Raw genomic sequence first — 21,884 nt, forward strand, 5'->3', positions numbered from 1 at the left:
GTTTTTGGTGCGTTGTTAAATAAAAAAGCCCTGAGAACAGGGCTTTTTGTTTATTTTAATAACCAAATATTTCAGTTAAATTAAGTTTTTTTACTTCGCCTAATTTATTCATATCAGCTTCATTCACTTTATCTTGAGAGGCAACAAGACAGTAGGTGTAGTTTTTGTTCTTCATTTCCTTATCATGGAAAGAATTGATGTCTGTAAAAGACAATTTAGGAGCCTGTTCATAAACATTCTTTCTCATATCAAAGTTGTTTCCAAGCTTTTGAGATTTCAGATAAGAGAAGATGATTCCGTCCTGAGTAATTCTTTCAGAAGCAATTGATTTTTTCAATCCGCTTTTCGCTGTTTCGAATAACTGCTCAGACTTTGGAAGGGTAGTTAAAAGCTCATTCATAGCCGTTGTAGACTCATTGAATTTGTCCGCTTGTGTTCCTACATAAGCCATAATCATGTCCTTATCTGTTTTCTTGCTTGGAAGTGCAAAATAAGAATACGTAGAATAAGCCAGCGCTTTGGATTCTCTGATGGTCTGGAAAACGATAGATCCCATTCCGCCTCCGAAATAGTTGTTGAATAAACTTACTGTTGGAGTCGTAGAAGGATTGTATTGGTCAGAATTTCTTACCCAGAACACTTCAGCCTGTACCATGTCATAATGAGCAAACAATACTTTGTTCTTATCAGTCGGGATCTGAGCGAAAGTTTTTGATTTAGGAAGATCTTTCAGGGTGGCAGGAAGTTTGTGGATAGGTTTCAAAGCTGCTACCACTTCATTTCCTGATTTTGGTCCGTAATACAGTACTTTATGTTTGAAATTGAACAGATCATGAAGAACATTGATCAGGTCTTCTGCTTTTAAGGCATCAAGTTCAGCATCGCTCAGTACATTGTTGAAAGGATTCTGAGCACCATATTGAGCATAACTTCTCAATCCGGCCATAATGACTCCTTTATTCTGTTTTGCATTGGCTCTCGCTTTTTTCAGCCTTGTTTTATAAGCATCAAGAGCAGCCTGATCTGCCTGACAGTTTTTAATCAAATCTTCAAATAAAGAAATGGTTTTATCAAAGTTTTCATTCAAACCTTCCAGTGATACGTAAGTTTCCTCGTTTCCTGCACTCACATTGAAGCTTGAGGCAAGTTTATAGAATTCCTTACTGATGATTTCCGAAGATTTGTCTTTCGTTCCTAAGTACTGAAGATATTCTGCCGCCAATGGAAGGATTTTGTTATTCCATTTTCCTGAATCAAAGTGATAATACATTCTGAACAAAGCGTTGTCTGTATTTTTTACAGAAAGTACATCTACAGCAGCCAATTTGTTTTTAGCAATATCTTTGTCATAATTCAACCATACCGGAGCGATAGGGTTTTCTGGCATTTCATCAATCTTTTTAAGGAAAGGAGACTGGTCTTCTCTGTTAACGGAAACCGGAGTAATGGTTGGCTTATCAACTTTTACAATGCTCTTATCTTCACCTTTTCTTTTGTAAACTGCAACGTAATTATTATTCTGAAGGTATTTGGATACGAAATCCATAATATCTTTTTTCGTCAGTTTTGAAATCTCATCAACATACTCAAGCGATGCTTTGTGGTCAACCTCCGAAGTGAATTCATCCATCAGGATGCTTGCTCTTGAAGAATATTTTTCATCTTTCTGAATAATACCTTTCTTCTCATTGTTGACGATAGACTGAATAAGATCATCAGAGAAGTCTCCTTTTCTTAATTTATCAATTTCCTGAAGAAGAAGATTTTTCACTTCATCCAGAGACTGTCCTTCAGTGGGTTTACCCTGTAAAAGCAGAACGGAATAATCCTTCAAGGCATATGCTCCGGCAGTAGCACCCAGCAGCTTCTGTTTTTTTACCAGATCAAGATCAATCAATCCTGCCTGTCCGTTGGTAAGCATATTTCCAACAAGATTCAGCATTCTGGCATCTTTGGTGGAAGCTCCCGGAAATCTGAAACCAAGCATTACGTTTTCAGGATTCGGTCCTACTACTTCTTTTACAACCGGAGAGGTGATAGGTTTTTCCTGCCCGACTTTATATTCGGGAACGGCTTTAGGCTTCATATAAGAGAAAGCCTTATCAATTTTTGCAATCACTTCATCCGGATTAAAATCTCCGGACATGATAATTCCCATGTTATTCGGAACGTAATAATTGTTATAATATTCTCTGATAGCGTGTAGAGAAGGGTTTTTCAGGTGTTCAATGGTTCCGATGGTGGTTTGCTTTCCGTAATTGTTATTAGGGAAAAGGTTGGCAAACATGGTATCGAAAACTTTATCTCCGTCATCATCAAGAGATCTGTTTTTTTCTTCATATACCGCTTCAAGCTCTGTGTGGAAAAGTCTCAGAACCGGTTCTCTGAATCTTTCAGCCTGTACAGCAAGGAATTTGTCGAGAACATTGGAAGGTACATCTTCTGTATATACGGTCTGTTCAAAAGAAGTGAAGGCGTTAGTTCCATCAGCTCCCATACCCGCCATCATTTTATCGTATTCATTTGCGATTGCAAATTTTGCTGCCTCTCCGGAAACCCTGTCTATTTCTTTATAGATTTCTTTTCTTTTGGCCTCATCCTTGGTCTGATTGTACTTTTCGTAAAGAGCATCAATCTGATCTAACATAGGTTTTTCTTTTGCCCAGTCTTTAGAACCAAACTGATTCGTCCCTTTGAAAAGCATGTGCTCCAGATAATGAGCAAGACCGGTGTGATCTGCAGGATCGGTTTTACTTCCTGCTTTTGTTGCGATATACGTTTGTATTCTTGGATCCTTATTCGTAGGACTTAAAATAACCGTTAGTCCGTTTTTTAAAGTGTAATACCTTGCAGAAGTAGGGTCATTGGTTACGTATTTGTACTTGTAGCCATTGGAAGTAGCCTCTTTCCATTGGAAATCCTGGCCAAAAGCATATCCTGCGAAACTTGCAGCAGCAATACTTGTAGCGATGGTTAGTTTTTTTAACAGATTCATTGCTGTTATGTTTTATTTTGGGTTATTAATTTATTAATTGAATTTCTCCAATAAGTCTTTAATTCGTTTCATTGCTTCTCTTAAATCGTCCTCAGAAGCAGCATAGGAGAACCTGATGCATTCCGGACTTCCAAAAGAGAATCCACCTACACATCCAACATGAGCATTTTCCAGAAGGAACATAGCAAAGTCGTCAGAGTTTTTAATTTCTGTTCCATCAAGTGTTTTTCCAATGTAATACGAAATATCCGGGAAGAAATAGAAGGCAGCCTTTGGAAGGACCACTTTGAATCCTGGAATTTCTTTGATCAGTTCATAGACAAGATCTCTTCTTTTTTTGAAAGCATCAATCATGTATCTGTATTCGGAAGGATCTGTTTTCAGGGCAACAATAGAAGCTCTTTGTGCTACCGTATTAGCCCCGCTGGTCATCTGTCCCTGTACTTTTTCACATGCTTTTGCCAGCCATTCCGGACATGCAGAATACCCGATTCTCCATCCGGTCATAGCAAATGCTTTTGACATTCCGTTGATTACAGCTGTCTGTTCATAAACTTCCGGAAACTGAGCAATCGAAGTGGTATTAGTTTCATAATTGATATACTCATAAATCTCATCAGAAATTATTGTTATCTGTGGATATTTGGCAATTACTCTGGCGATAGATTTTAATTCGTCATAAGTATAATATCCTCCTGACGGATTACACGGTGAGCTGAAAAGGACTGCTTTGGTTTTCTCTGTAATAGCTTCTTCAAGCTGTTCTGCAGTCACTTTGAAATCAGTAACATAAGAGGTAGGAAGCATTACAGATGTTCCGCCCATCATTTTTACCATTTCATCATAGCTTACCCAGTAAGGTGCAGGAAGAAGAACTTCATCACCATCATTGATAATAGCTGCCAGAACATTGATAATGGCCTGCTTAGCTCCATTGGAAACACAGATCTGAGTAGGTTTGTATTCCAGATTATTATCTCTTTTTAATTTATATGCAATAGCCTCACGCAGTTCCAGAAATCCGGGAACAGGAGAGTAGTGGCTGTAGTTTTGATTAATGGCATCGAATGCTGCCTGTTTGATGTTTTCCGGAACATCGAAATCCGGTTCGCCAAGAGTTAAGCTGATCACATCTATTCCGCTGGCTTTCATTTCTCTGGCTTTGTTAGACATTACAAATGTCTGGGAGTATCCTAATCTTTTTACTCTATCTGAAAGTTTATCCATTGTATTTTTTTGAATTTTAACAAATATATAATAAAAACGTCTTTTGGAGGTAATAAAAATAAGGGTACTTTAAAGATTTTTGTCAGGTTTTGACAAAATTCCGATGTTGGAAACTTATTCAATTTCTTAGTAAATAGGTGTAGTTAAATAAAAGTAATCTGAACAGGAGGTCATAAATAATAAAAAAAGTCCTTCTGAAGCTTAGTGTTTTGTATCTTTAACCATCTAAGATCTGTCCTATGAAATATTCTGTTTTTTTATTGCTGATTTCGTGTTCTCTGTTCTCCCAAAGGCATTCAAAAGATGATGAAGTGAAAAGATATGTCTCACAGGTGAATGAGGATTCATTGAAATCATACATCGGAAAGTTGGTAAGCTTTGAAACCAGACATACCTTAAGTTCGATAGATGATCCAAAGAACGGAATAGGTGCAGCAAGGAACTGGGTGATCAGAAAATTCAGTGATTATGCTAAAAATTCCGGCGGCAGAATGGAGGTGTATCTTCAGCAGGAAGATCTTCAGCCGGATGGAAAACGAATTGATAAAGCGGTAAATCTTGGCAATGCTGTTGCTTTTCTGAAAGGAACAGATCCAAACGACAAGAGAGTTTTCCTGATCGGAGGACATCTCGATTCAAGAGTTACTGATGTAATGAACAGAACTTCCAAAGCGCCTGGTGCTAATGATGATGGCAGTGGTGTAAGTGCTGTGATAGAATCGGCCAGAATATTGAGCAAATCTTCATTTTCGGCCTCTGTTATTTTTGTGGCCTTTTCCGGAGAAGAACAATCATTGCTGGGTTCTAAACAATTGGCTGAAAAAGTCAAAAAAGAAAACTGGCAATTGGAAGCGGTTCTGAATAATGACATGATCGGCAATCCCAAGGCAGGAGAAACGGGGGAGGTCAACAACCGTGTACTTCGTGTATTCAGCGAAGGTCTGCCTTACAAAGATCTGGATAAAAAAGCGATGACAATCAGAAATCTTGGTTTTGAAAACGATAGTGAGTCCAGACAGCTGGCCCGTTATATCAAAGAAATTACAGAGCAATATGTAAAAGGATTGGAAATCAAACTGATTTACAGAAATGACAGGTTCTTGCGGGGAGGAGATCATACCAGCTTTGTGAATAACGGATTTCCTTCTGTAAGACTGACTGAATATTATGAAAATTATGATCATCAGCATCAGGACATAAGAATTGAAAACGGTAAGCAGTACGGTGATCTTCCCGAGTTTATCGATTTTAAATATCTGAAAAAAAATGTTGCAGCCAATATTGCCGTATTGGCAAGTCTTGCAAAATCTACTTCAAAACCGGAGAAAGTTGAAATGGATGTGAAAGAGCTGACAAATTCAACAACTTTACATTGGGAAAAACCAAAATCCGGAATACCGGCAGGTTATTATGTGCTGGCAAGGGAAACGGACAGTCCGGTGTGGCAGAAAAAAATGTTTACAACGGAGCTTTCTATGAAGGTTCCGCTTTCGAAAGACAATTATATTTTTGCTGTACAGAGCGTGAATTCATCAGGAAATCTGAGTGTACCTGTTATACCGGGAATTGCAAAATGATGGATTTTGCTGAAAACCAGAACTTACAGCCTGATCAGAAAAAGTAGATTTGAATACAAGAGAAATAAAACTTATTTTTGCGCTTTATAATAATTCACATGTCTGCATCGTTACTATTAAAATATTTCCCGGATCTTACTGAAAAACAGAAAGAACAGTTTTCAAAACTGGAAAATCTGTACAATGAATGGAATGAAAAGATCAATGTAATTTCCAGAAAAGATATGGAATCCCTGTATGAAAAGCACATTCTGCATTCTTTGGGAATTGCAAAAGTGATGGAATTTGCACCGGGAACCAAGGTTTTGGATATCGGAACCGGCGGTGGTTTTCCGGGAATTCCTTTGGCGATCCTGTTTCCTGAAACAGAATTTACCCTGATTGATTCCATCGGTAAGAAAATCAGTGTGGTACAGGCTGTATCAGAAGGAGTAGGATTAACCAATGTGACGGCTATCCATGGAAGAGCAGAAAAGCTGAAAGAAAAATTCCATTTTGTGGTCAGCAGAGCGGTAACCCAAATGCCTGAATTTTTAAGATGGCTGAAAGGGAAGTTTGAAAAAGAACAGTTTAATCCAAAACATAACGGAATTTTATATTTGAAAGGCGGTGATCTTGCTGAAGAGCTTGCCGGACTTAAATGTGAAATTTTTAATCTCAAACACTATTTTGATGAAGAATTTTTTGATACTAAGAAAGTAGTTTATGTATCAAAAGGTAATTTTAATTCCTGATTTTTATGTAAATAAGGAATAATTTTTGCTAATGTTTGTTAATAATCAGAAAAGTAAAGGTTATGAAAAAACTTTTAAATATTGGACTTTCAGTATTCGTATTGGGCGTGCTTCTGGTTTCGTGTAATGATGATGATTATCACACCATTGAATCTATCGGTAAAATCAAAATAGACAGCGTAAAAATTGTCAATGATACCATGGATGTTTTTGCCATGCAGAGCATCAAAACTTATTCCACGTATCCGTCTCAATGTGAGGGTTTTTACGGATATGATTATGTTTATAATACCAATCTCGAAAGAACGGTTACTTCTTATAAATACATTACCAACGGCCCTTGTACACAAGGAAATTACGTGGGAGCCAATCAAATCAATTTCAGTCCGCAAAGAAAAGGTACTTATACTTTTAAATTCTGGAATGGAGGAAATAACTGGATTACCAAAACAATTGTAGTGGAATAATGAGATTGACTTTTGTAGTATGTTTATTGGCAGCACATGCTGTATCCGGACAGAAAATTATCTGGGAAGAAGGCAGAAAATTGACGTGGGAGAACTTTAGAAGCCCAGTTAACAGGAAAAAGAATCCTGACGTGGCAGCATACACCCATTGTGGCTGGGAATTTTATTCTGAAAAATCTTCTGATCCGAAGGCTCCGGTCAAGATTACCATTAAGACCCTGTTTCATGAGGATAAATCGTGGAAAGATGTCAAAAAAATGGATGATTATATTCTCCTTCATGAGCAAAAGCATTTCGATATTGCAGAATTATTTGTGAGAAAATTCAGAAAAGCAGTCGCTGAAAAAATCAAAAATTCAGGAGACTACAACAGATATTTCAAAGCAATTTATGATGGGATATCCGCTGATTATAAAAACTTTCAGATGGCCTATGACAGAGAAACCCGTCATGGAATAGATAAAGAAAAGCAAACCGAATATAATCAGTCGATTTCTGAACAACTAGATAACTTAAAAAGCTACCAAACCCTTTGAAATTCCTCAATAAAATCATCCACGAACTGCTGGCACAAAACACTGACCTTTCTGCGTTTAATATTATTCTGCCCGGAAAACGTCCCATTGTTTTTATCAGACAGATCCTGGAAGAAAATAATTATTCAGGGTTTCTTCCCAACTTTTTTACGATAGAGGAACTCATCAATAAAATTGCTGATCAACAGACTATTCAGGGGATTCCGTTGTGGCTTTTCTCTTTTGATGTGTACCGAAGCCTGAACCTTATTCCAAGAGATGATTTTTCAGATTTTCTGAAATGGTTTCCCACCTTACAGAAAGACTGGGATGATATTCTCAAATTCTCAGATAGCGATCAGGCGGTTCTGCAGTATATGTTTGACGAGGAAAGGATCAAAGAATGGGCTCAGGATCTTGGAGAGGACGATGATGTCCCGAGAAAAAAGTTTCTTAATTTCTGGCAGAATATGAACGTTTTTCTCCCTGTACTCAAGGAGAGACTGCAGGAAAGAAACTGGGCAACTTCCGGAATGATTCACGAGGCGGCTAAAGCCAGGATTGCAGACTTCGCTAAAAATACCAGGGAAGAATTTGTTTTTTGTGGTTTCAATGCCTTTACTCCGGTAGAGGAAAAGCTTGTAAGAAGCCTTTTGCAGTGGAATAAAGCGCAGTGCTTCTTTCAGGCAGACCGTTATTATTTCAATGATGAAAGACAGGAAGCCGGAAAGTTTCTCAGAAATCATAAAACCTGGAAAGAATTTGATGATGGCAGAGCTTTTCAATGGATAGAAGACGATTTTAATCAACCTAAAAAAATTAAGGTGTACGAAGTGTCCGGGAATGTAACCCAGACCAAAGTATTACCTGAGATCTTTAAAGAGATCAATAATAAAACCTATTCCAATACAGCAGTGGTACTGCTGGATGAAAATCTTCTTCCTGCCAGTCTTGATGTAATGCATGGGGTCGATAATTTGAATATTACAATGGGATTTCCATTGAAAAATTTATCTTTCTCCAATGCCGTGAAACGTCTTTTCTACCTGCAGAAGCAATTGGAAAAAAATAAAATGTCTTATTATTACAGAGATGTTTTTCCTATTTTGGAAGAACTGCCGAAATCTGTAGAAGACGAACAGATTATTAATGATTTTAAAGCCAAAGTAGAAGAGAGGAATATTGTGTATATTTCCAGGAAACTTTTACATGAACTCCTGAGCGGGCTGTCTTATTATGGTCTTCTTCAAAAAGCAACTGGAACCAACGGTTATCTGGATATGCTTATTGAGTTCTGCCAGCAGGTAAAATGGCTCGAAATCGATGATATTCAGTATGAGAATGTCTCTCACTTTGAAAATGCATTCAGAATCATTAAAAACCAGCTGACTCCTTACAATATTGAGATCAAAATGGAAACGCTGGAAATCCTGATCAACCAGCATATCAATTCTGAAAGTATCGACTTTCAGGGAGAACCTCTGAGAGGGCTTCAGATTATGGGATTGCTGGAAACGCGTCTCCTGAACTTTGAAAATGTGATTCTGCTTTCTGTGAACGAAGGAAAACTTCCGCTTGGAAACTCACAGAATACCTATATTCCTTTTGATATCCGAAGATTCTTTGATCTCCATACTTTTCTTGAAAATGACAGCATTTATGCTTATCACTTTTACAGACTGATTCAGGATGCGAAGAACGTACATTTGCTGTACAATGCTTTAAGTTCCGGAGTCAATACCGGAGAAAAGAGCCGTTTCATTACACAGATCGAAATGGAGAGTTCTCATGACATCGAACATCTCATTATTGAAAATTCTTCAGAGCCTATTACCACCAAACCCATAGAAATTGCGAAGACACAGATCGTACAGGAGCGCCTTCAAAAATGGAAGGAAAAAGTATCCGCTTCCCACCTGACGAGTTACCTTTATAATCCTATTGATTTCTACCTTTCCAAGATTTTAAACACTTCGGAAACAGATGAGATTGAAGAAGAATTATCGATAAAGAATTACGGGAATCTGGTGCATTATTCGCTTCAAGAAGTGTATGAGGTGTTAAAGGGTAAGGTTTTAAAAGAAAGCGATTTAAAGAATTCAGTTAAAGCGATAGATCAATACATAAATATTGCTATTGAGAAGTTGAAACATCAGCCGGAATTCTACGAAAAAGGAATGAATTTTATCCATAAGGCCATTGCTAAAAAGGTCATTGAGAATGTATTGAATCATGATCTTGAACTTATCAGGCAGGGCAATAAACTGGAGATCATTGATATTGAAAGAAGGTTCGAAAATATAGATTTTCCTCTTGAGGGGAATGATAAAATTTCTTTCTTCGGGTTTATTGACCGGATTGATAAACTGAACGGTACTCTAAGGATTATCGATTATAAAACAGCCAAAATTAAAAATCTTACTGTCAAGATTGATCAGGATAATGTAGATGCATATTTTCATAACAGCGACAGAAAGCAGGCCCTTCAGCTTTGTATTTACCATTACGTTGTTCAGCACCTTCCTGAGTTTTGGGGATTCCCCATTGAAACAGGAATATGGAGTTTTGCAGATGCTAAAAAGGGAATGGTTTCATTACAGTTTGATAAAGGAAATATTGATGATGCCATGAAATCTGTAAAAAGCCTTATCCTTGAAATCCTAAATCCGGATATTAATTTCGTGGAAACGATAAAAACGTATTAAAATTTTTTTAGGATTACTATGTTTTTTTTCTTTTTTATTCTTAATAAATAAGCTGGGTTAGAATTGTTTACTTCACGAAATGCAGTGATAAAGCAGGTAACTTTTTGTGTATCTTTACTACTTATTAAAAACTTATAAAGTTTAAATCAGATACATTAAGCAGCTCCAATGAAAAAGATCCTGATATTTTTAGCTATTGCTTTCTCTCTTATTATCAAATCTCAGCAAAAGAACGATTCCCTGAATATTGCCCTTCAGAATGTGACCAAAGACACAAAGTTTGGTCTTGCCCTCAGTGGTGGCGGTGCAAAAGGGTTCGCACATATCGGGATTTTGAAAATGATTGACTCATTGGGAATCAAAGTTGATTATATTACAGGAACCAGTATGGGAGGAATTCTGGGTGGATTATATGCAATGGGATATAATGCTGACCAGCTGAAGCATACGATCTATAAAATGGACTGGAACAGGATTTTAAGCAATAAAATTCCTTATAATAAAGTCAATATCAGTGAGAAAGACGAATATGATAAGTACATCCTCGAATTTCCTGTAGTCAAAGGTTTTCCGACTCTCCCAAGCTCGTATATTGAAGGGCAGTACATGGGAGAAGTGCTTAATACGTTAACTTTCAACGCAAAACATATCAATGATTTCAGTAAACTAAGAATCCCGGTGCAGCTTACTTCTTCCGATATTGAAAACGGAGGGCTTGTGATGCAGAAAGAAGGGTCATTACCGTTGGCTATTCGTTCTACATTGGCAATTCCTGCCGCTTTTGCTCCTGTTTATATTGATGGGAAGCTTCTGGTGGATGGAGGTCTGGATCGTAATTATCCCGCTAATGAAGTTCGTGAGATGGGTGCTGATTTTGTGATAGGAGGCTACACTGGTTTCAGGCTTTTTACAAAAAAGGAGATTGAAAATCCGATGAAGATGATTTATCAGACTCATGCCATCCGCTCCGTGGAAGACTTTAAACATCAAAAAGCACTCTCTGATATTCTCGTAGACTTTGTAGATCCATTGGGAGAAATTACCACGAAGGATTTTGCCAGATTCAGAAAGATTATCAAAATAGGAGAGGCTGAAGCGAGAAAACATCTTCCTGAGTTTGTTGCTCTGGCAGAAGCTCAGCGAAAAGCCGGAATCCAATATGAACATACTATGATTGAAGAGGTAAAATTGCCTACCACAAAATTTACTTTTAACGAAGAAGACGGGACGCCTATTACTGATGCGGCAGAAATTGAAGTACTGAAAAAGCAAATGGGGCTTACAGAAGGGAAGTATTATGATGCAAAAACTGTGAATGAAGCCATAGACCGTGTGTTTGGAATGCGCCAGTATGTAAAGGTGTATTATACCTATACCAATGCAGATGATGGGCTTGTGATGAATGTATTTGTGAAAAGAGCGAAAAAAGGAGCATTTAAACTGGCACTGCACTATGATACGGAACAGTCTGTGGGGATTATTGTCAATTATACATATAGAAACATTCTCCTGAACAGATCAAGATTCCTGGCTACGGTGGATATTTCCGAACGTTTCAAAGCTAAACTTGCTTATCAGCAGTTCTTAGACAGTGGAGAGCGTCTATGGCTGGATCTGGAAGCTAAGATGATTCATCTTAAAAGTAACGACCTTAATTTCAGATTGTATGATATAAATGAAGATGGGGGTGACCGTTTTCCTAACCATATGTATCGTAACATAACCGGAAAGATTGCATTGAATTATAATATCAACCCCAATTCTTATCTATCTCTGGGAACAGAATTCAGTACGGAAAGAATGTACAGCTTACTGGATAAGGTAGATCAATCGAAAGTAGATAATTACAGCAAGAAGCTGTATAACCACAGTAATTTCAATACTTTCCTGAAATTTGAACAGAATAATCTTAATAAAAGATATTTTACAACAAAAGGGAATCATCTTCAGGTGAGTACAAGATTTTACTACGGAGATCAGTATGAACTTTATGATCTGAACACCGTGCAGCCTCTCCTGTATCTGATCCTGAATCCGAAAGAATCTTATTATTCCGAACCTAAAAACCTTGTTTCATTCACATTAAATGAGAATTTTTTCTATCCGATCACCAGAAGGCTTACAGTAAAGGCTAATGTATTTCTGGGAGCAAGTTTCGGATCAAAGAAAGATGATCGCGTTCCGTATCTGTTTTTGAATCAAAAGTATAACCTTGGAGGCAGCGAATACAATTATGATCTGTTAAGCCCTGAATTCAATGGTCTTCGTCAGAAAGAGCTTCCGATGACTTCGGTGGCCAAGGCGGCCATTTCATTTCAGTACAGAATTATGAAAAAACTCTATCTTACCCCTTCGTTCAGCTATGGAAAGGTAAGCGAAGAACTTTCTCCTTTTAACGATAGTTTTGATATGTTTGGGTACGGATTGAACCTTGGTTACGAATCTCTTATCGGTCCTATTGGTTTGAATATTTCCAGAAACAGTCAGCTAGATTTTTCAAGGATTTATTTCAGTATAGGATTCAAGTTTTAAAGATCAGTTAAAAAGATAAAAAAATCCTTTTATCTAAATAGGCACTTTAGGTAAAAGGATTTACTGTTTTTAGGATCAGTTATTTATTCTGTTTTAAATCTATTTTCTTGGGATTTCCGGTCTTGGCATTTTGTAATAGCTTCCGGACATACTTTTTAGAAATGCAACAATGGCATCCATTTCCTGTTCATTCAGATGTAAAGGTTTTATCAGATGGTCAGTGACCGGAAAATTAGGGTCAACTTTCTTTTCTTCCGGAGTGGGATTAATCATCTGCATACCGCTGTTGTATAAACTGACAATGCCATGCATATCATCCATCAATCCGTTATGCATCCATGGAGCAGTATAATCAAGATCTCTCAGCGAGGGAGTTTTAAATTTACCTGTGTCATCTGAGTTTTTGGTGATATGATAAAGTCCCAGATCTTCATACTCCCGTTTGTAATAGGTGAGTCCTATGTTGTGGAAAGATTCATCGGTAAGATTTTTTCCATAGTGGCAGTTCATGCATCTTGCTTTGGTACGGAAGAGATGCATCCCGTAGATTTCCTTATCACTCATGGCTTTATAATCGCCTTTAATGAACTTATCCAGTTTGCTGCGCTGACTTCTGATTGTTCTTTGGAATGTAGCCAGCGCTTTAGCTATTTTATCAAATGTTATTTTATCAGTGTGATAGACTTCTTTAAAAATCTGTCTGTATTCTTTCACTTTTGATAGTTTTCCGGCCAGTTTTTCAGGTTTCATGTTCATTTCGTTATGAGCGGAAATAGGTCCTACAAGCTGTTCTTCCAATGTTTTGGCTCTTCCGTCCCAGAAATAGGAATGACGGTCTGCAATATTGAAAAGCGACTGTGTGTTCCTTTTTCCCTGCAAATGATCTGTTCCCAGTGCCACTTCCTGGCCGTCTCCCCAGCCCAGTTCAGGGTTGTGGCAGCTGCTGCAGGACACCTGGCTGGATGATGATAATTTGGGATCAAAAAAAAGTTTTTTCCCAAGCATAACTTCGGGTAACTCCTGCGTGTCATAATAATTGGAATCCCATTCTATGGCTTCAAATTCTTTCCAGTTGACCCCAGCATCCACTGTAGGTTTTGGCCAGTATTTTACAGGTTTTTTATATTGTTCTACAGCCTCTCCATAATCTACCTGGTACTTTTGAAGGGTGTGCTGCATAAAAAACAGGGAAATTCCTGCCAGAACAACGACTAATTTAATATCTGAAAATTTTATCATCATGTGTTTAAAAAATACTTCCTATGCTGACAGCCAATAAAGTATTGCTGCTATTGTTAAAATTACTGTAAATCACCTTACCTCCCACGAAAGCATTTTTCACTACAGGAAAGCTAAAATGAAAATGAATGTCAAGTTTTGCCTGCCAGAAATCCGAAGACTGGAAGGCATAATTTTCCTGAAGCATAGCATTGATAGATGGCTTTCCGGAATTGTTGAAAAGAGCGTCCTTTTGATAGACATTGGCAGCTAAAAGTCCTGCTGTAACAGATAATGTCTGTAGATTTTCGAAAGTTTTCAGCCATTGATAATCCGCACCATATATCAGTTTACTTAATTCTATTCTTGATAATGGACTGCTGTATTTTTCCTTTTCCTGGACCCATCCAAAGAAGGGGAGCAGAGACGATTTTGCCTTTTCATTTCCCACCTGTATAAGCCCTTTGAAAATAATAGTATTGATCTTATGGTTGTATTTTTCCACACTTCCGATCTGTATATAATTTCTTGAGTTTTCATTCAGGAAGAGGTTTTCTGTTCCTTTTCTCTCTGTGCTGTTTCCTTCGGCAGAAATTCCCCAGACTGTTTTTCCTGAATCAAAGAATTTTCCGACTGAAAAGGTAAACTGCTGTTCATTAATTTTTGAGGCATTGAGATCTGTATATTCTGTCAGGAGTTTATCAAGATTAAACTTTTTAAGACCTATATTCAGATACCAGTTTCTGTTGTCTGCTTCAAAGATCTGTAAACCTCCGCCGTAAGACCAGCCTTCATAATAGGCCTGACGAAGTTTTCCGGAAAGCAGCTCATTGTAATTTCCCAGTCCGCTCATGTTATAAATCATCGGATATCCCTGATTACTGACGAAGCTCAGATAATGTTTCTGAGTATATTTTTCAGCATTTGCATACACTCCGATTCTGAACTTCTCCAGGATCAGTTTATCGGCTCCCATTGCCAAAGAAAAGTAAGCGGCTGTATTCTTGGGTCGGGGATCTATATCTCTGTAACTCAATGTTGCCTGATAACTTCCTGCAATTCCTAAAGTGTAAGTGTTTACCTTCCTGGAATAGCCTCCTGAAAAGCTATAGTTTTCAAACTTCATATCACCACCCACACTGTCGGCGGCCACATAAGGGTAAATGAGGTCATAATCTGAATTTTCGTTCCATACCACCTGCTTATTTTTTCCTTGTGTGTAAGAAGCATTACCCCAGACGGATGTTTTATCATTGAGTTTCTGTAAGCTGTAGACCTCCGCACCCCATAGGTTTTTTCCCCTTCCTTTTTGCTGCAGCTGGTTGGGAGTGTTACTTTTTTCTGTCAATATAGTAAACCTATTACTGCTGTATTTCCTTGCCCCTGAATAGCTGGCCGGGTTAACAGTAATGCTGTTTTTAATAAGTCTTTCAAAGCTGTATTCCTCACGTACTTTTTCTATGATAGTGTCATTAATCTGAGCATGCATTCTTATTCCCAAAAAGGAAGTGAGCAGAATAGATATGGAAAGAAAATACTTCATTTTAATTGAATAAAGATGGCTTTACACCATGTTCAAAGTCTGTTGTGGAGTTATTGGTGTCTTTAAGGATATTTTTACCCTCCATTGTTTTTCCTGTTACTTTTCTGCGGACAGCTTTTCCGAAACGGTTTTTATCTCCGTCAAAAGTAGTTACGGAAGTCCATCCCATATCCAAAGAAGGTGAGGTTACCAGCCATTGGAATGAATCCTGTACACTTAAATTGACTGCATCTGTGATCCATTCATTCGGAATTTTAACAGCAGTTCCGTCCATTGGATATACATCACCGTTAATGGTAAGGTTATAAGTGTAAGTATAGGAGTTTTGGGCAATCAATGCTTCGGTAGTCATCCCCTGTGGCATCCGTGCCAGGGCATAAGCATAATATCCTTGTGTATGGATCACCATTTTTTCAAAGACATTCACCATTTTCGGAACGGCTGGGTTATCAATATCATCTGAGTCTTCTGTGAAAATCTGGAAGCTGGCGTTAGATAGATTAATGGATGAAGGGTTAAAATCTTTATGATTAATAGCATCTTCGGCAATAATAATAGATTCTCCGGCTTTTACGGGATACATCGTTCCGTTTCCGGGAATTCTGATGATAGCACCTGCAGATAGAACAGTTCCCATGATATTGGGGCTGTAATCCTGTTTTTCATTCGTCATGAAGCTGGATTGTATTAATAGCATACCATCTGCATACAAGGTCTTGTCCGTATTATTGGTAATTTTAAAATACTGATCACCGAAATACATGGCTCCCTCTGGTGTTTTGGTTCCGGTAAAGAAGACTTCTTCTAAGATCAGATCACTACTGTTACCTGATTTCAAAGAGAGATCCAGCGTTTTGCTGGTTTCATTGCCATTGATAACGATTCCGTTTTGTACACCGGCAACTTTAGCTTCTACCGATCCGGAGTTGTCACCGTACATAATGCTTCCTTCTGCAGTGATATTATATGTTCCTGAAGGAAGAACAACCTGCAGAACATTGGTGTTTTTTAGCTCTTGGGTAATGGTAAATCCTGAATTTAACTCTTTGAAAATGATAGAAATATTTTTATATTCTTTAACCTGAATAGGGTCAGAAACTACTTTAAGCTCCAGTTTTAATGAGGTTTTTGCTTCAGGAGCTTCATTGGAATCTGAAGAACAGGCTGTAATGGCAAAAGCTGCCCATAATACGAACAGTGTTCTTAATACATGTTTTAACATAATTTATTGAATTGAAATTGTTTATAAATTGAAATTGATTTCCATTCCGAAGTAAGGATCATAAGCTCCTTTTCTGTTGATGGTAAATCCGTTGATAGTGTAAGGAGTATAATAGCTGAATAGTCTGTTTGCGAACATGGAGACTACAATCGCTTTATTTCTGAAACTTTTGGTTACTTTCAGGTTGAGATTCATTTCCATAGGTCTTCTTGTGGTATTGTATACATCCTCATTCTGAGCGATGATCAGACTTTCCAGAATAGTTCCCTTTACGGAATCCGGATGATAGGGAAATATAGTACCGTTCTGATCCACATAATGGCTTGGAATTCCGCTCATAGGAAGAATTTGCCTCGTAGAATACCAGGAAAACTGAAATGATGAAGAAAAAACAAGATCCAGACGGGGAATATAAGTGTCCAGCATCAGATTGGTATTCAAAACCTCATTCACGGAATTGGGCTCCATTCCTTCATATAATCCAAGATAAGGATAAGGTCTTCCGTTGATCAGTAAATCTCTTCCTCTGTATACGGGCAGACTGTTTCCGTATTTTGTCCGGAACCAGGCTCCGTTTAAGGTAAACCTTGTGTTGATCACCGGGATTCTATTGGAAGAATATTGAAATTCAATCCCTTCTTTGTCTACTTTGCTGCCATTTCGCTGTGTGGTATAGAGAAAGTTTTCATTCACTGTCTGGTAGGGAAGTGTGTTCACATCCGGCGGGGAAGTGATGGCATTAGGATTCAGTCCCGAAGTATCGTATTTTTTGTACTGATACAAGGCGTATTCATTCATAGATCGAAAAGCATTGCGCATATTTTCCTTAAATACAGTGACTGAAAGCTGATGTGCTCCCAGACTGAAATCTATCCTTGCTTCAAATTTCTCATTCACGGCAGGTTCTATATCCGGGTTCTGTGGATTGTAAATCAGTGTTTTATAATTGATTCTTCTGTAGTTTGGATTGTTATGAAAGTAATTCAGCTGCTGGATGTCCTTATAAATAAGTTCAGGATACAGAATATTGAGATCGGGGAACAGACTCTGTTTACCATATCCTAAAGTTAAAGCTATCGTTGTTTTTTTATGCATCCAATCAAATGAAGGAAGTTCCCATTGAAAACTGGCTCTTGGATCTGCATACCATTTTCCATTCATTTTGAATGAAGAAGGTAAATTCATCATGGTGTTTCCTCTCAGTCCTAATGCCAGTGTAAGTTTATGTTTGCCCGCATTTAATGTGTTGACAGACTCCATAAACAACGCAGAAGTCATATAAGAAGGAATACCCCGATAGGCACGAGGTCTGAATGTGGCTTTGGGATCAATAGGTCTGTAAATATCAAATAATTGTCCTTTTCCCCAGTTTTTACTCATCTGCCAGTCGAATCCAGCATTGAATTCATAGGTCATTGATTGATAATTAAGCTGAAAATTATTAATCATTTTCACAAACAGATCAAGAGGTTTTCCGTCCACCGTATAATTTGAAATGTAGCGTGGTTCAGGGTAGTAGCCATCATATTCACCTTCGGTTCCAGATAGAGGAAAGGCCGTTGCATTCTCAAGCTGGATAAACTTGGTTTGTTTTATTTTGTCAAATCTCTGGTTAACCGTTGCCTGAATTTCAGTGGAGCGGTAGAATGACGGCTCGTTTTTAGTATAATTGAATACATTGGAGAGACTCAGGAAATGAGTATTCACTTCATAAGAATTCAGTTCGGACAAATCGATGTCAGGATCAGATTTTGAACCATCCAGAGAACCTGTGTAACTAAGATTGCTTTGCCATTTTGCCGTTCCATAGTCATATTTTTTTTCTTTAATGATACCTAAATGAGTAGTAATTCTTTTATAGCTTTCCAAACGGTCTCTTGGATCCGTCTTTGCGTTCAGATAATCCAGGCCGGCATTGATTTTCAGATATTTTTCTTTATTTTCAAAACCTTTGCTTACGGCAAAAAGCTTACTGTAACCATCTGCTTTGAATCTGGCTTTCCATTTTGTATATCCGGATTTATTGGTGATTTTTACAATTCCTGACGTAAGATTTCCATAGATTACAGAAGGAATTCCACGAATAACTTCCACGCTTTCAATCTGATCTGTAGAGATCGTTCGCATATCTACACCGCTGGTTATATTAAGCCTTCTTTTAAGTCCGTTATTCGTTTTGTCTAAAAAATCATAAGAATACTGAAGGTTGGCATTAGAGTTGAGCGGAGCACCATCCACCAAAAATGTAGTTCCCATCGAAGAAGTATCGTAATCAGTATTAGGCCTTCCGGTTTCACGGAGACTGATCTTGTTGGTCTGATTAAGAACCGGATCATTGGATCTTCCGCCTGGAAGAAGTTCCAGAAGATCGGAAAAACTTGAAGGTTGCAAATGTTGCATAGCTCGCTGATTAATGATAGAGGAAGAGGTAAGCCCTTTTCCTTCTTTCGCCGTAATGACCACTTCTTCAATGGTGTTGAGTTTCTCCTGAAAGTGTAGCGTAAAAACTTCTGTCTTTGTGACAAATATCTTCCCGGTATATACTGAAATCCCGTTTTTCCAGGCTTCTATTTTATATTTTCCAGGCACAAGAGAGAGTTGTGCGGTTCCTTTATCATCGGTAAATACTGAATAGGAAGTTTCTTCACTGGAAATCTTAATTTCAGAACCTTTTACTAAGTCCGGATCTTTGCTTTTTATTTCAAAAGTGATGATGAATTCTAGGTTTTGTGCCTTGACGGCTGTCATCGTAATGATAAAAATAAGAAAACTGAAAAATCGAAGCCTCAAAGGAAAGCGGGAGTCATGATGTACCATCTGGCATTATTCTTTCGGCAAAAGTAGCATGCTCAGTAGAAGTTTACTAATTTTATTTAGAATAATTCAAAATAAATGACAAGAATCATTTGTGCTATTTTAATATAATTTTTGCTAAAAGTTGAAAATGGATATTGTAAAATGATAAATAATAATGGATTATGTAATTTTAAGGTTTTTAAAATAAAATTTATCTCCAATTATTTTTTGTGGAGTTATTCATCGATAAAAAAAGCACTTCATTGCTGAAGTGCCAAAAATTAACTTGAAATGAGATATGAAGAGTGATTGTTTACACTTTTATTTTTTTGCTGATAGTTTTTCCGTTAGAAAATGTGAGTTGTACAAGGTATACTCCCGATTCTAAGCTTCTGGATTCAAACACTGGTTTATTAACTTCCTGCTGAACGATCAGAGCACCCGAAATACTGTAAATGCTGATGTTTTTAATATCATTACCGGATTTCACTATAATTTGTTGTTTCAGAGTATAAATATCAGTACTGTTTTCTGGTGACACTGTTCCTCCAACGGCCTTGCGGAACTGAAGATTATAATAAGGCGTAACTACTTCAAATGTATAGTCTTTATTTTCCAGATCCTGAATGTTGATTCCTCCGGCTTCACGATATTGTTTTTGGGAAATACTTTTGATCAGGGTTTTATTTTCATCAAAAATATGTACAGCAGTAAGTTCCTCCTGATCTACTGTTAATTGCAAAACTGATGAGCTTGCAGATTGTACAATTTCGTTTTCAGCAACTTCTTTTGGTGTGTTTTTGATGTATGGAATTATTTTATTTTCGTTGTTTTCCGATACTTTTAATAGATAGACTCCGTCTTTTAAAGCCGATAAATTTTGGGTGTTGGCTGTTCTGCTCTGTGTTTTTTCTTTATTGAAATCTGTAATTTCAACCAGCTGCATATTGCCCAGATCAGGCTTGATCTGTGAAGACAGAAGGGAAGGCCTTTCAGATGCTTTCTCTGCTGACTGCTTACCGAAAATTGCCCCTGCAATAGCCCATTCATTAAGAAACCCGCCGCTTCTCAGCGTATTGAATTTAGCATTGGAAGCTAATGTAAAAGGAAGAATTCCTCCCACATGTCCTAATGGTCCCCAGTAAAAAGAATCCAGTTTATATTTATTCAGATCCCACCATGGATAGTAGCCACGCTGAACATCAATAGTTTTGGACGTATTTTCTGGCGGGATAGCTAAATCTATGGTAGAATGTCCCAGTGTCATTGGTGTTTTATTATACCAGTCGTAGACATCCTTAGGTTTCATGTATAGCCTGAGCTTGTTATTAGGATTATTAGTAACATCATTAACGAAGCTGGTTGTAAAGAGCTTTCTCCATATAACAGGACCCCACAGAAGTCCGCCGTTATCCTGAACAACATGATAATTGTATTTGTCCAGATATTCGGCAGATATAACTTCTGAAATATCATTATTATACGTTTTATATCCTGTATTGTTGCAGGTATGAAGGACATTTGCCAGGAATGAGGTGAAAGGATAAAAATCTTTTTCAAGGACTCCTTTATTTAACGTTACTCCGGAGAAATCGTAAGGTCCGTCTCCCATGTAAGCATACTTAAATTTTATCTGAGTGGGGTTTGAAACGCTTAATCTTTTTAATGTAGACATAGCAGCGTGAGCGCCTTGTGAATAGCCGGCCAGGAAATATTCATCATAACGTTTAATGTTCAGTTGGGCCAATACTTTATTTGCGGCTGTTATAAAATCTATTGTAGCTCCGGCTTCTGTGGCATAATCTACATATGGGTGAGTTCCGTCCCCAGTTCCCATCCCTACGTAGTCGGGTGCCATCAAAATATAACCGTTGAGTACATAGGATAGTTCAACAACAAATCCAGCGGTTAAAGCTCCTTTAAAATTAGACGGAACATTGTGTCTGCTGTCTGTAGTTCCATGATCCGATACTACTGTTGAGAGTTTGAAGGGTACATTAGGATACATCAGTAATCCTGTTGCTTTTACAAGAACATTGTTCTCGTTTTTGGTGTAATAAGTGATTTTGTACCCTTTCAGCCCGAGATTGAAGCTGTTCAGGTAGTTTGCAAATTCCGGAGCATCCTGATCACCAAGATTATTGGCGATAAAATTGATGACTCCCTGAGGTGTTAAATCCAGTTTCTGTTCGGCACTTACAACATCACCAGCCTGCTGGGCAAAGTAAAATGGAGCTGTAAGACTTAGTAAAAAAGTTGTGATTTTTTTCATATTGTTTGTTTTTGTGTGGTATTAAAGTAATAAATTTAATAAAACAACAAAAACTTTAGAAGATTAATAATTATTCATTGA

13 protein-coding genes are annotated in these 21,884 nt (G+C 37.7%); 6 read left to right on the top strand and 7 right to left on the bottom strand.

The annotated features are described in order from the left end of the window. Window positions 1-55 precede the first annotated feature (55 nt). Both J2786_RS03445 and J2786_RS03450 read right to left on the bottom strand, forming a co-directional pair. The gene (locus tag J2786_RS03445) at window positions 56-2,995 is read right to left on the bottom strand and encodes a M16 family metallopeptidase (RefSeq protein ID WP_047431378.1); all 2,940 of its coding nucleotides are present in this window, start codon (window positions 2,993-2,995) and stop codon (window positions 56-58) included. 33 nt (window positions 2,996-3,028) lie between these two features. Beyond that, window positions 3,029-4,222: a pyridoxal phosphate-dependent aminotransferase gene (locus tag J2786_RS03450; RefSeq protein WP_047431375.1), complete on the bottom strand. Its 1,194-nt coding sequence runs from the start codon at window positions 4,220-4,222 to the stop codon at window positions 3,029-3,031. A 239-nt stretch (window positions 4,223-4,461) separates the two neighbouring features. Between J2786_RS03450 and J2786_RS03455 the strand changes: the two genes are divergently transcribed. The 6 genes from J2786_RS03455 to J2786_RS03480 all read left to right on the top strand — a co-directional run bounded on the left by J2786_RS03455 (window position 4,462) and on the right by J2786_RS03480 (window position 12,752). Next, entirely contained in the window at window positions 4,462-5,799 is a 1,338-nt protein-coding gene (locus tag J2786_RS03455; protein WP_047431373.1) for a M20/M25/M40 family metallo-hydrolase, read from the top strand. A 98-nt stretch (window positions 5,800-5,897) separates the two neighbouring features. Next, window positions 5,898-6,533: a 16S rRNA (guanine(527)-N(7))-methyltransferase RsmG gene (rsmG, locus tag J2786_RS03460; protein WP_047431370.1), complete on the top strand. Its 636-nt coding sequence runs from the start codon at window positions 5,898-5,900 to the stop codon at window positions 6,531-6,533. Between the two features lie 62 nt (window positions 6,534-6,595). After that, window positions 6,596-7,000 carry a hypothetical protein gene (locus tag J2786_RS03465; RefSeq protein WP_047431367.1) on the top strand — a complete coding sequence of 135 codons (405 nt, stop codon included), beginning with the start codon at window positions 6,596-6,598 and terminating at the stop codon, window positions 6,998-7,000. Continuing rightward, window positions 7,000-7,536, top strand: coding sequence for a DUF922 domain-containing protein (locus J2786_RS03470; RefSeq protein WP_047431364.1), 537 nt, complete (start codon window positions 7,000-7,002; stop codon window positions 7,534-7,536). The genes J2786_RS03465 and J2786_RS03470 overlap by 1 nt, the downstream gene beginning before the upstream one ends. Then, window positions 7,533-10,220 (top strand): PD-(D/E)XK nuclease family protein, encoded by a 2,688-nt coding sequence (locus J2786_RS03475; protein WP_047431362.1) that lies wholly within the window; start codon window positions 7,533-7,535, stop codon window positions 10,218-10,220. Before J2786_RS03470 ends, J2786_RS03475 begins: the two co-directional genes overlap by 4 nt. A gap of 168 nt (window positions 10,221-10,388) precedes the next feature. Continuing rightward, window positions 10,389-12,752, top strand: coding sequence for a patatin-like phospholipase family protein (locus tag J2786_RS03480; protein WP_047431360.1), 2,364 nt, complete (start codon window positions 10,389-10,391; stop codon window positions 12,750-12,752). Between the two features lie 99 nt (window positions 12,753-12,851). Here J2786_RS03480 and J2786_RS03485 read toward each other — a convergent pair whose 3' ends face one another. The 5 genes from J2786_RS03485 to J2786_RS03505 all read right to left on the bottom strand — a co-directional run bounded on the left by J2786_RS03485 (window position 12,852) and on the right by J2786_RS03505 (window position 21,803). Beyond that, window positions 12,852-13,991: a cytochrome-c peroxidase gene (locus J2786_RS03485; RefSeq protein WP_047433305.1), complete on the bottom strand. Its 1,140-nt coding sequence runs from the start codon at window positions 13,989-13,991 to the stop codon at window positions 12,852-12,854. A gap of 7 nt (window positions 13,992-13,998) precedes the next feature. Beyond that, entirely contained in the window at window positions 13,999-15,513 is a 1,515-nt protein-coding gene (locus tag J2786_RS03490; protein WP_047431358.1) for a DUF6850 family outer membrane beta-barrel protein, read from the bottom strand. Window position 15,514: 1 nt separating this feature from the next. Then, window positions 15,515-16,735: a DUF4876 domain-containing protein gene (locus tag J2786_RS03495; RefSeq protein ID WP_047431355.1), complete on the bottom strand. Its 1,221-nt coding sequence runs from the start codon at window positions 16,733-16,735 to the stop codon at window positions 15,515-15,517. A 21-nt stretch (window positions 16,736-16,756) separates the two neighbouring features. Beyond that, window positions 16,757-19,552: a TonB-dependent receptor plug domain-containing protein gene (locus tag J2786_RS03500; RefSeq protein WP_047431352.1), complete on the bottom strand. Its 2,796-nt coding sequence runs from the start codon at window positions 19,550-19,552 to the stop codon at window positions 16,757-16,759. A gap of 292 nt (window positions 19,553-19,844) precedes the next feature. Beyond that, the gene (locus J2786_RS03505; RefSeq protein ID WP_047431347.1) at window positions 19,845-21,803 is read right to left on the bottom strand and encodes a T9SS type A sorting domain-containing protein; all 1,959 of its coding nucleotides are present in this window, start codon (window positions 21,801-21,803) and stop codon (window positions 19,845-19,847) included. Window positions 21,804-21,884 lie beyond the last annotated feature (81 nt).

It is taken from the genome of Chryseobacterium vietnamense, assembly GCF_031454475.1.
Lineage (GTDB): Bacteria > Bacteroidota > Bacteroidia > Flavobacteriales > Weeksellaceae > Chryseobacterium > Chryseobacterium vietnamense.

Bases quoted from the DNA above. Each gene is read 5' to 3' on its own strand.
- rsmG (WP_047431370.1), top strand. From the start codon at position 5,898: ATGTCTGCATCGTTACTATTAAAATATTTCCCGGATCTTACTGAAAAA.
- J2786_RS03445 (WP_047431378.1), bottom strand. From the start codon at position 2,995: ATGAATCTGTTAAAAAAACTAACCATCGCTACAAGTATTGCTGCTGCA.
- J2786_RS03455 (WP_047431373.1), top strand. From the start codon at position 4,462: ATGAAATATTCTGTTTTTTTATTGCTGATTTCGTGTTCTCTGTTCTCC.
- J2786_RS03495 (WP_047431355.1), bottom strand. From the start codon at position 16,735: ATGTTAAAACATGTATTAAGAACACTGTTCGTATTATGGGCAGCTTTT.
- J2786_RS03450 (WP_047431375.1), bottom strand. From the start codon at position 4,222: ATGGATAAACTTTCAGATAGAGTAAAAAGATTAGGATACTCCCAGACA.
- J2786_RS03480 (WP_047431360.1), top strand. From the start codon at position 10,389: ATGAAAAAGATCCTGATATTTTTAGCTATTGCTTTCTCTCTTATTATC.
- J2786_RS03505 (WP_047431347.1), bottom strand. From the start codon at position 21,803: ATGAAAAAAATCACAACTTTTTTACTAAGTCTTACAGCTCCATTTTAC.
- J2786_RS03500 (WP_047431352.1), bottom strand. From the start codon at position 19,552: ATGGTACATCATGACTCCCGCTTTCCTTTGAGGCTTCGATTTTTCAGT.
- J2786_RS03470 (WP_047431364.1), top strand. From the start codon at position 7,000: ATGAGATTGACTTTTGTAGTATGTTTATTGGCAGCACATGCTGTATCC.
- J2786_RS03490 (WP_047431358.1), bottom strand. From the start codon at position 15,513: ATGAAGTATTTTCTTTCCATATCTATTCTGCTCACTTCCTTTTTGGGA.
- J2786_RS03465 (WP_047431367.1), top strand. From the start codon at position 6,596: ATGAAAAAACTTTTAAATATTGGACTTTCAGTATTCGTATTGGGCGTG.
- J2786_RS03485 (WP_047433305.1), bottom strand. From the start codon at position 13,991: ATGATAAAATTTTCAGATATTAAATTAGTCGTTGTTCTGGCAGGAATT.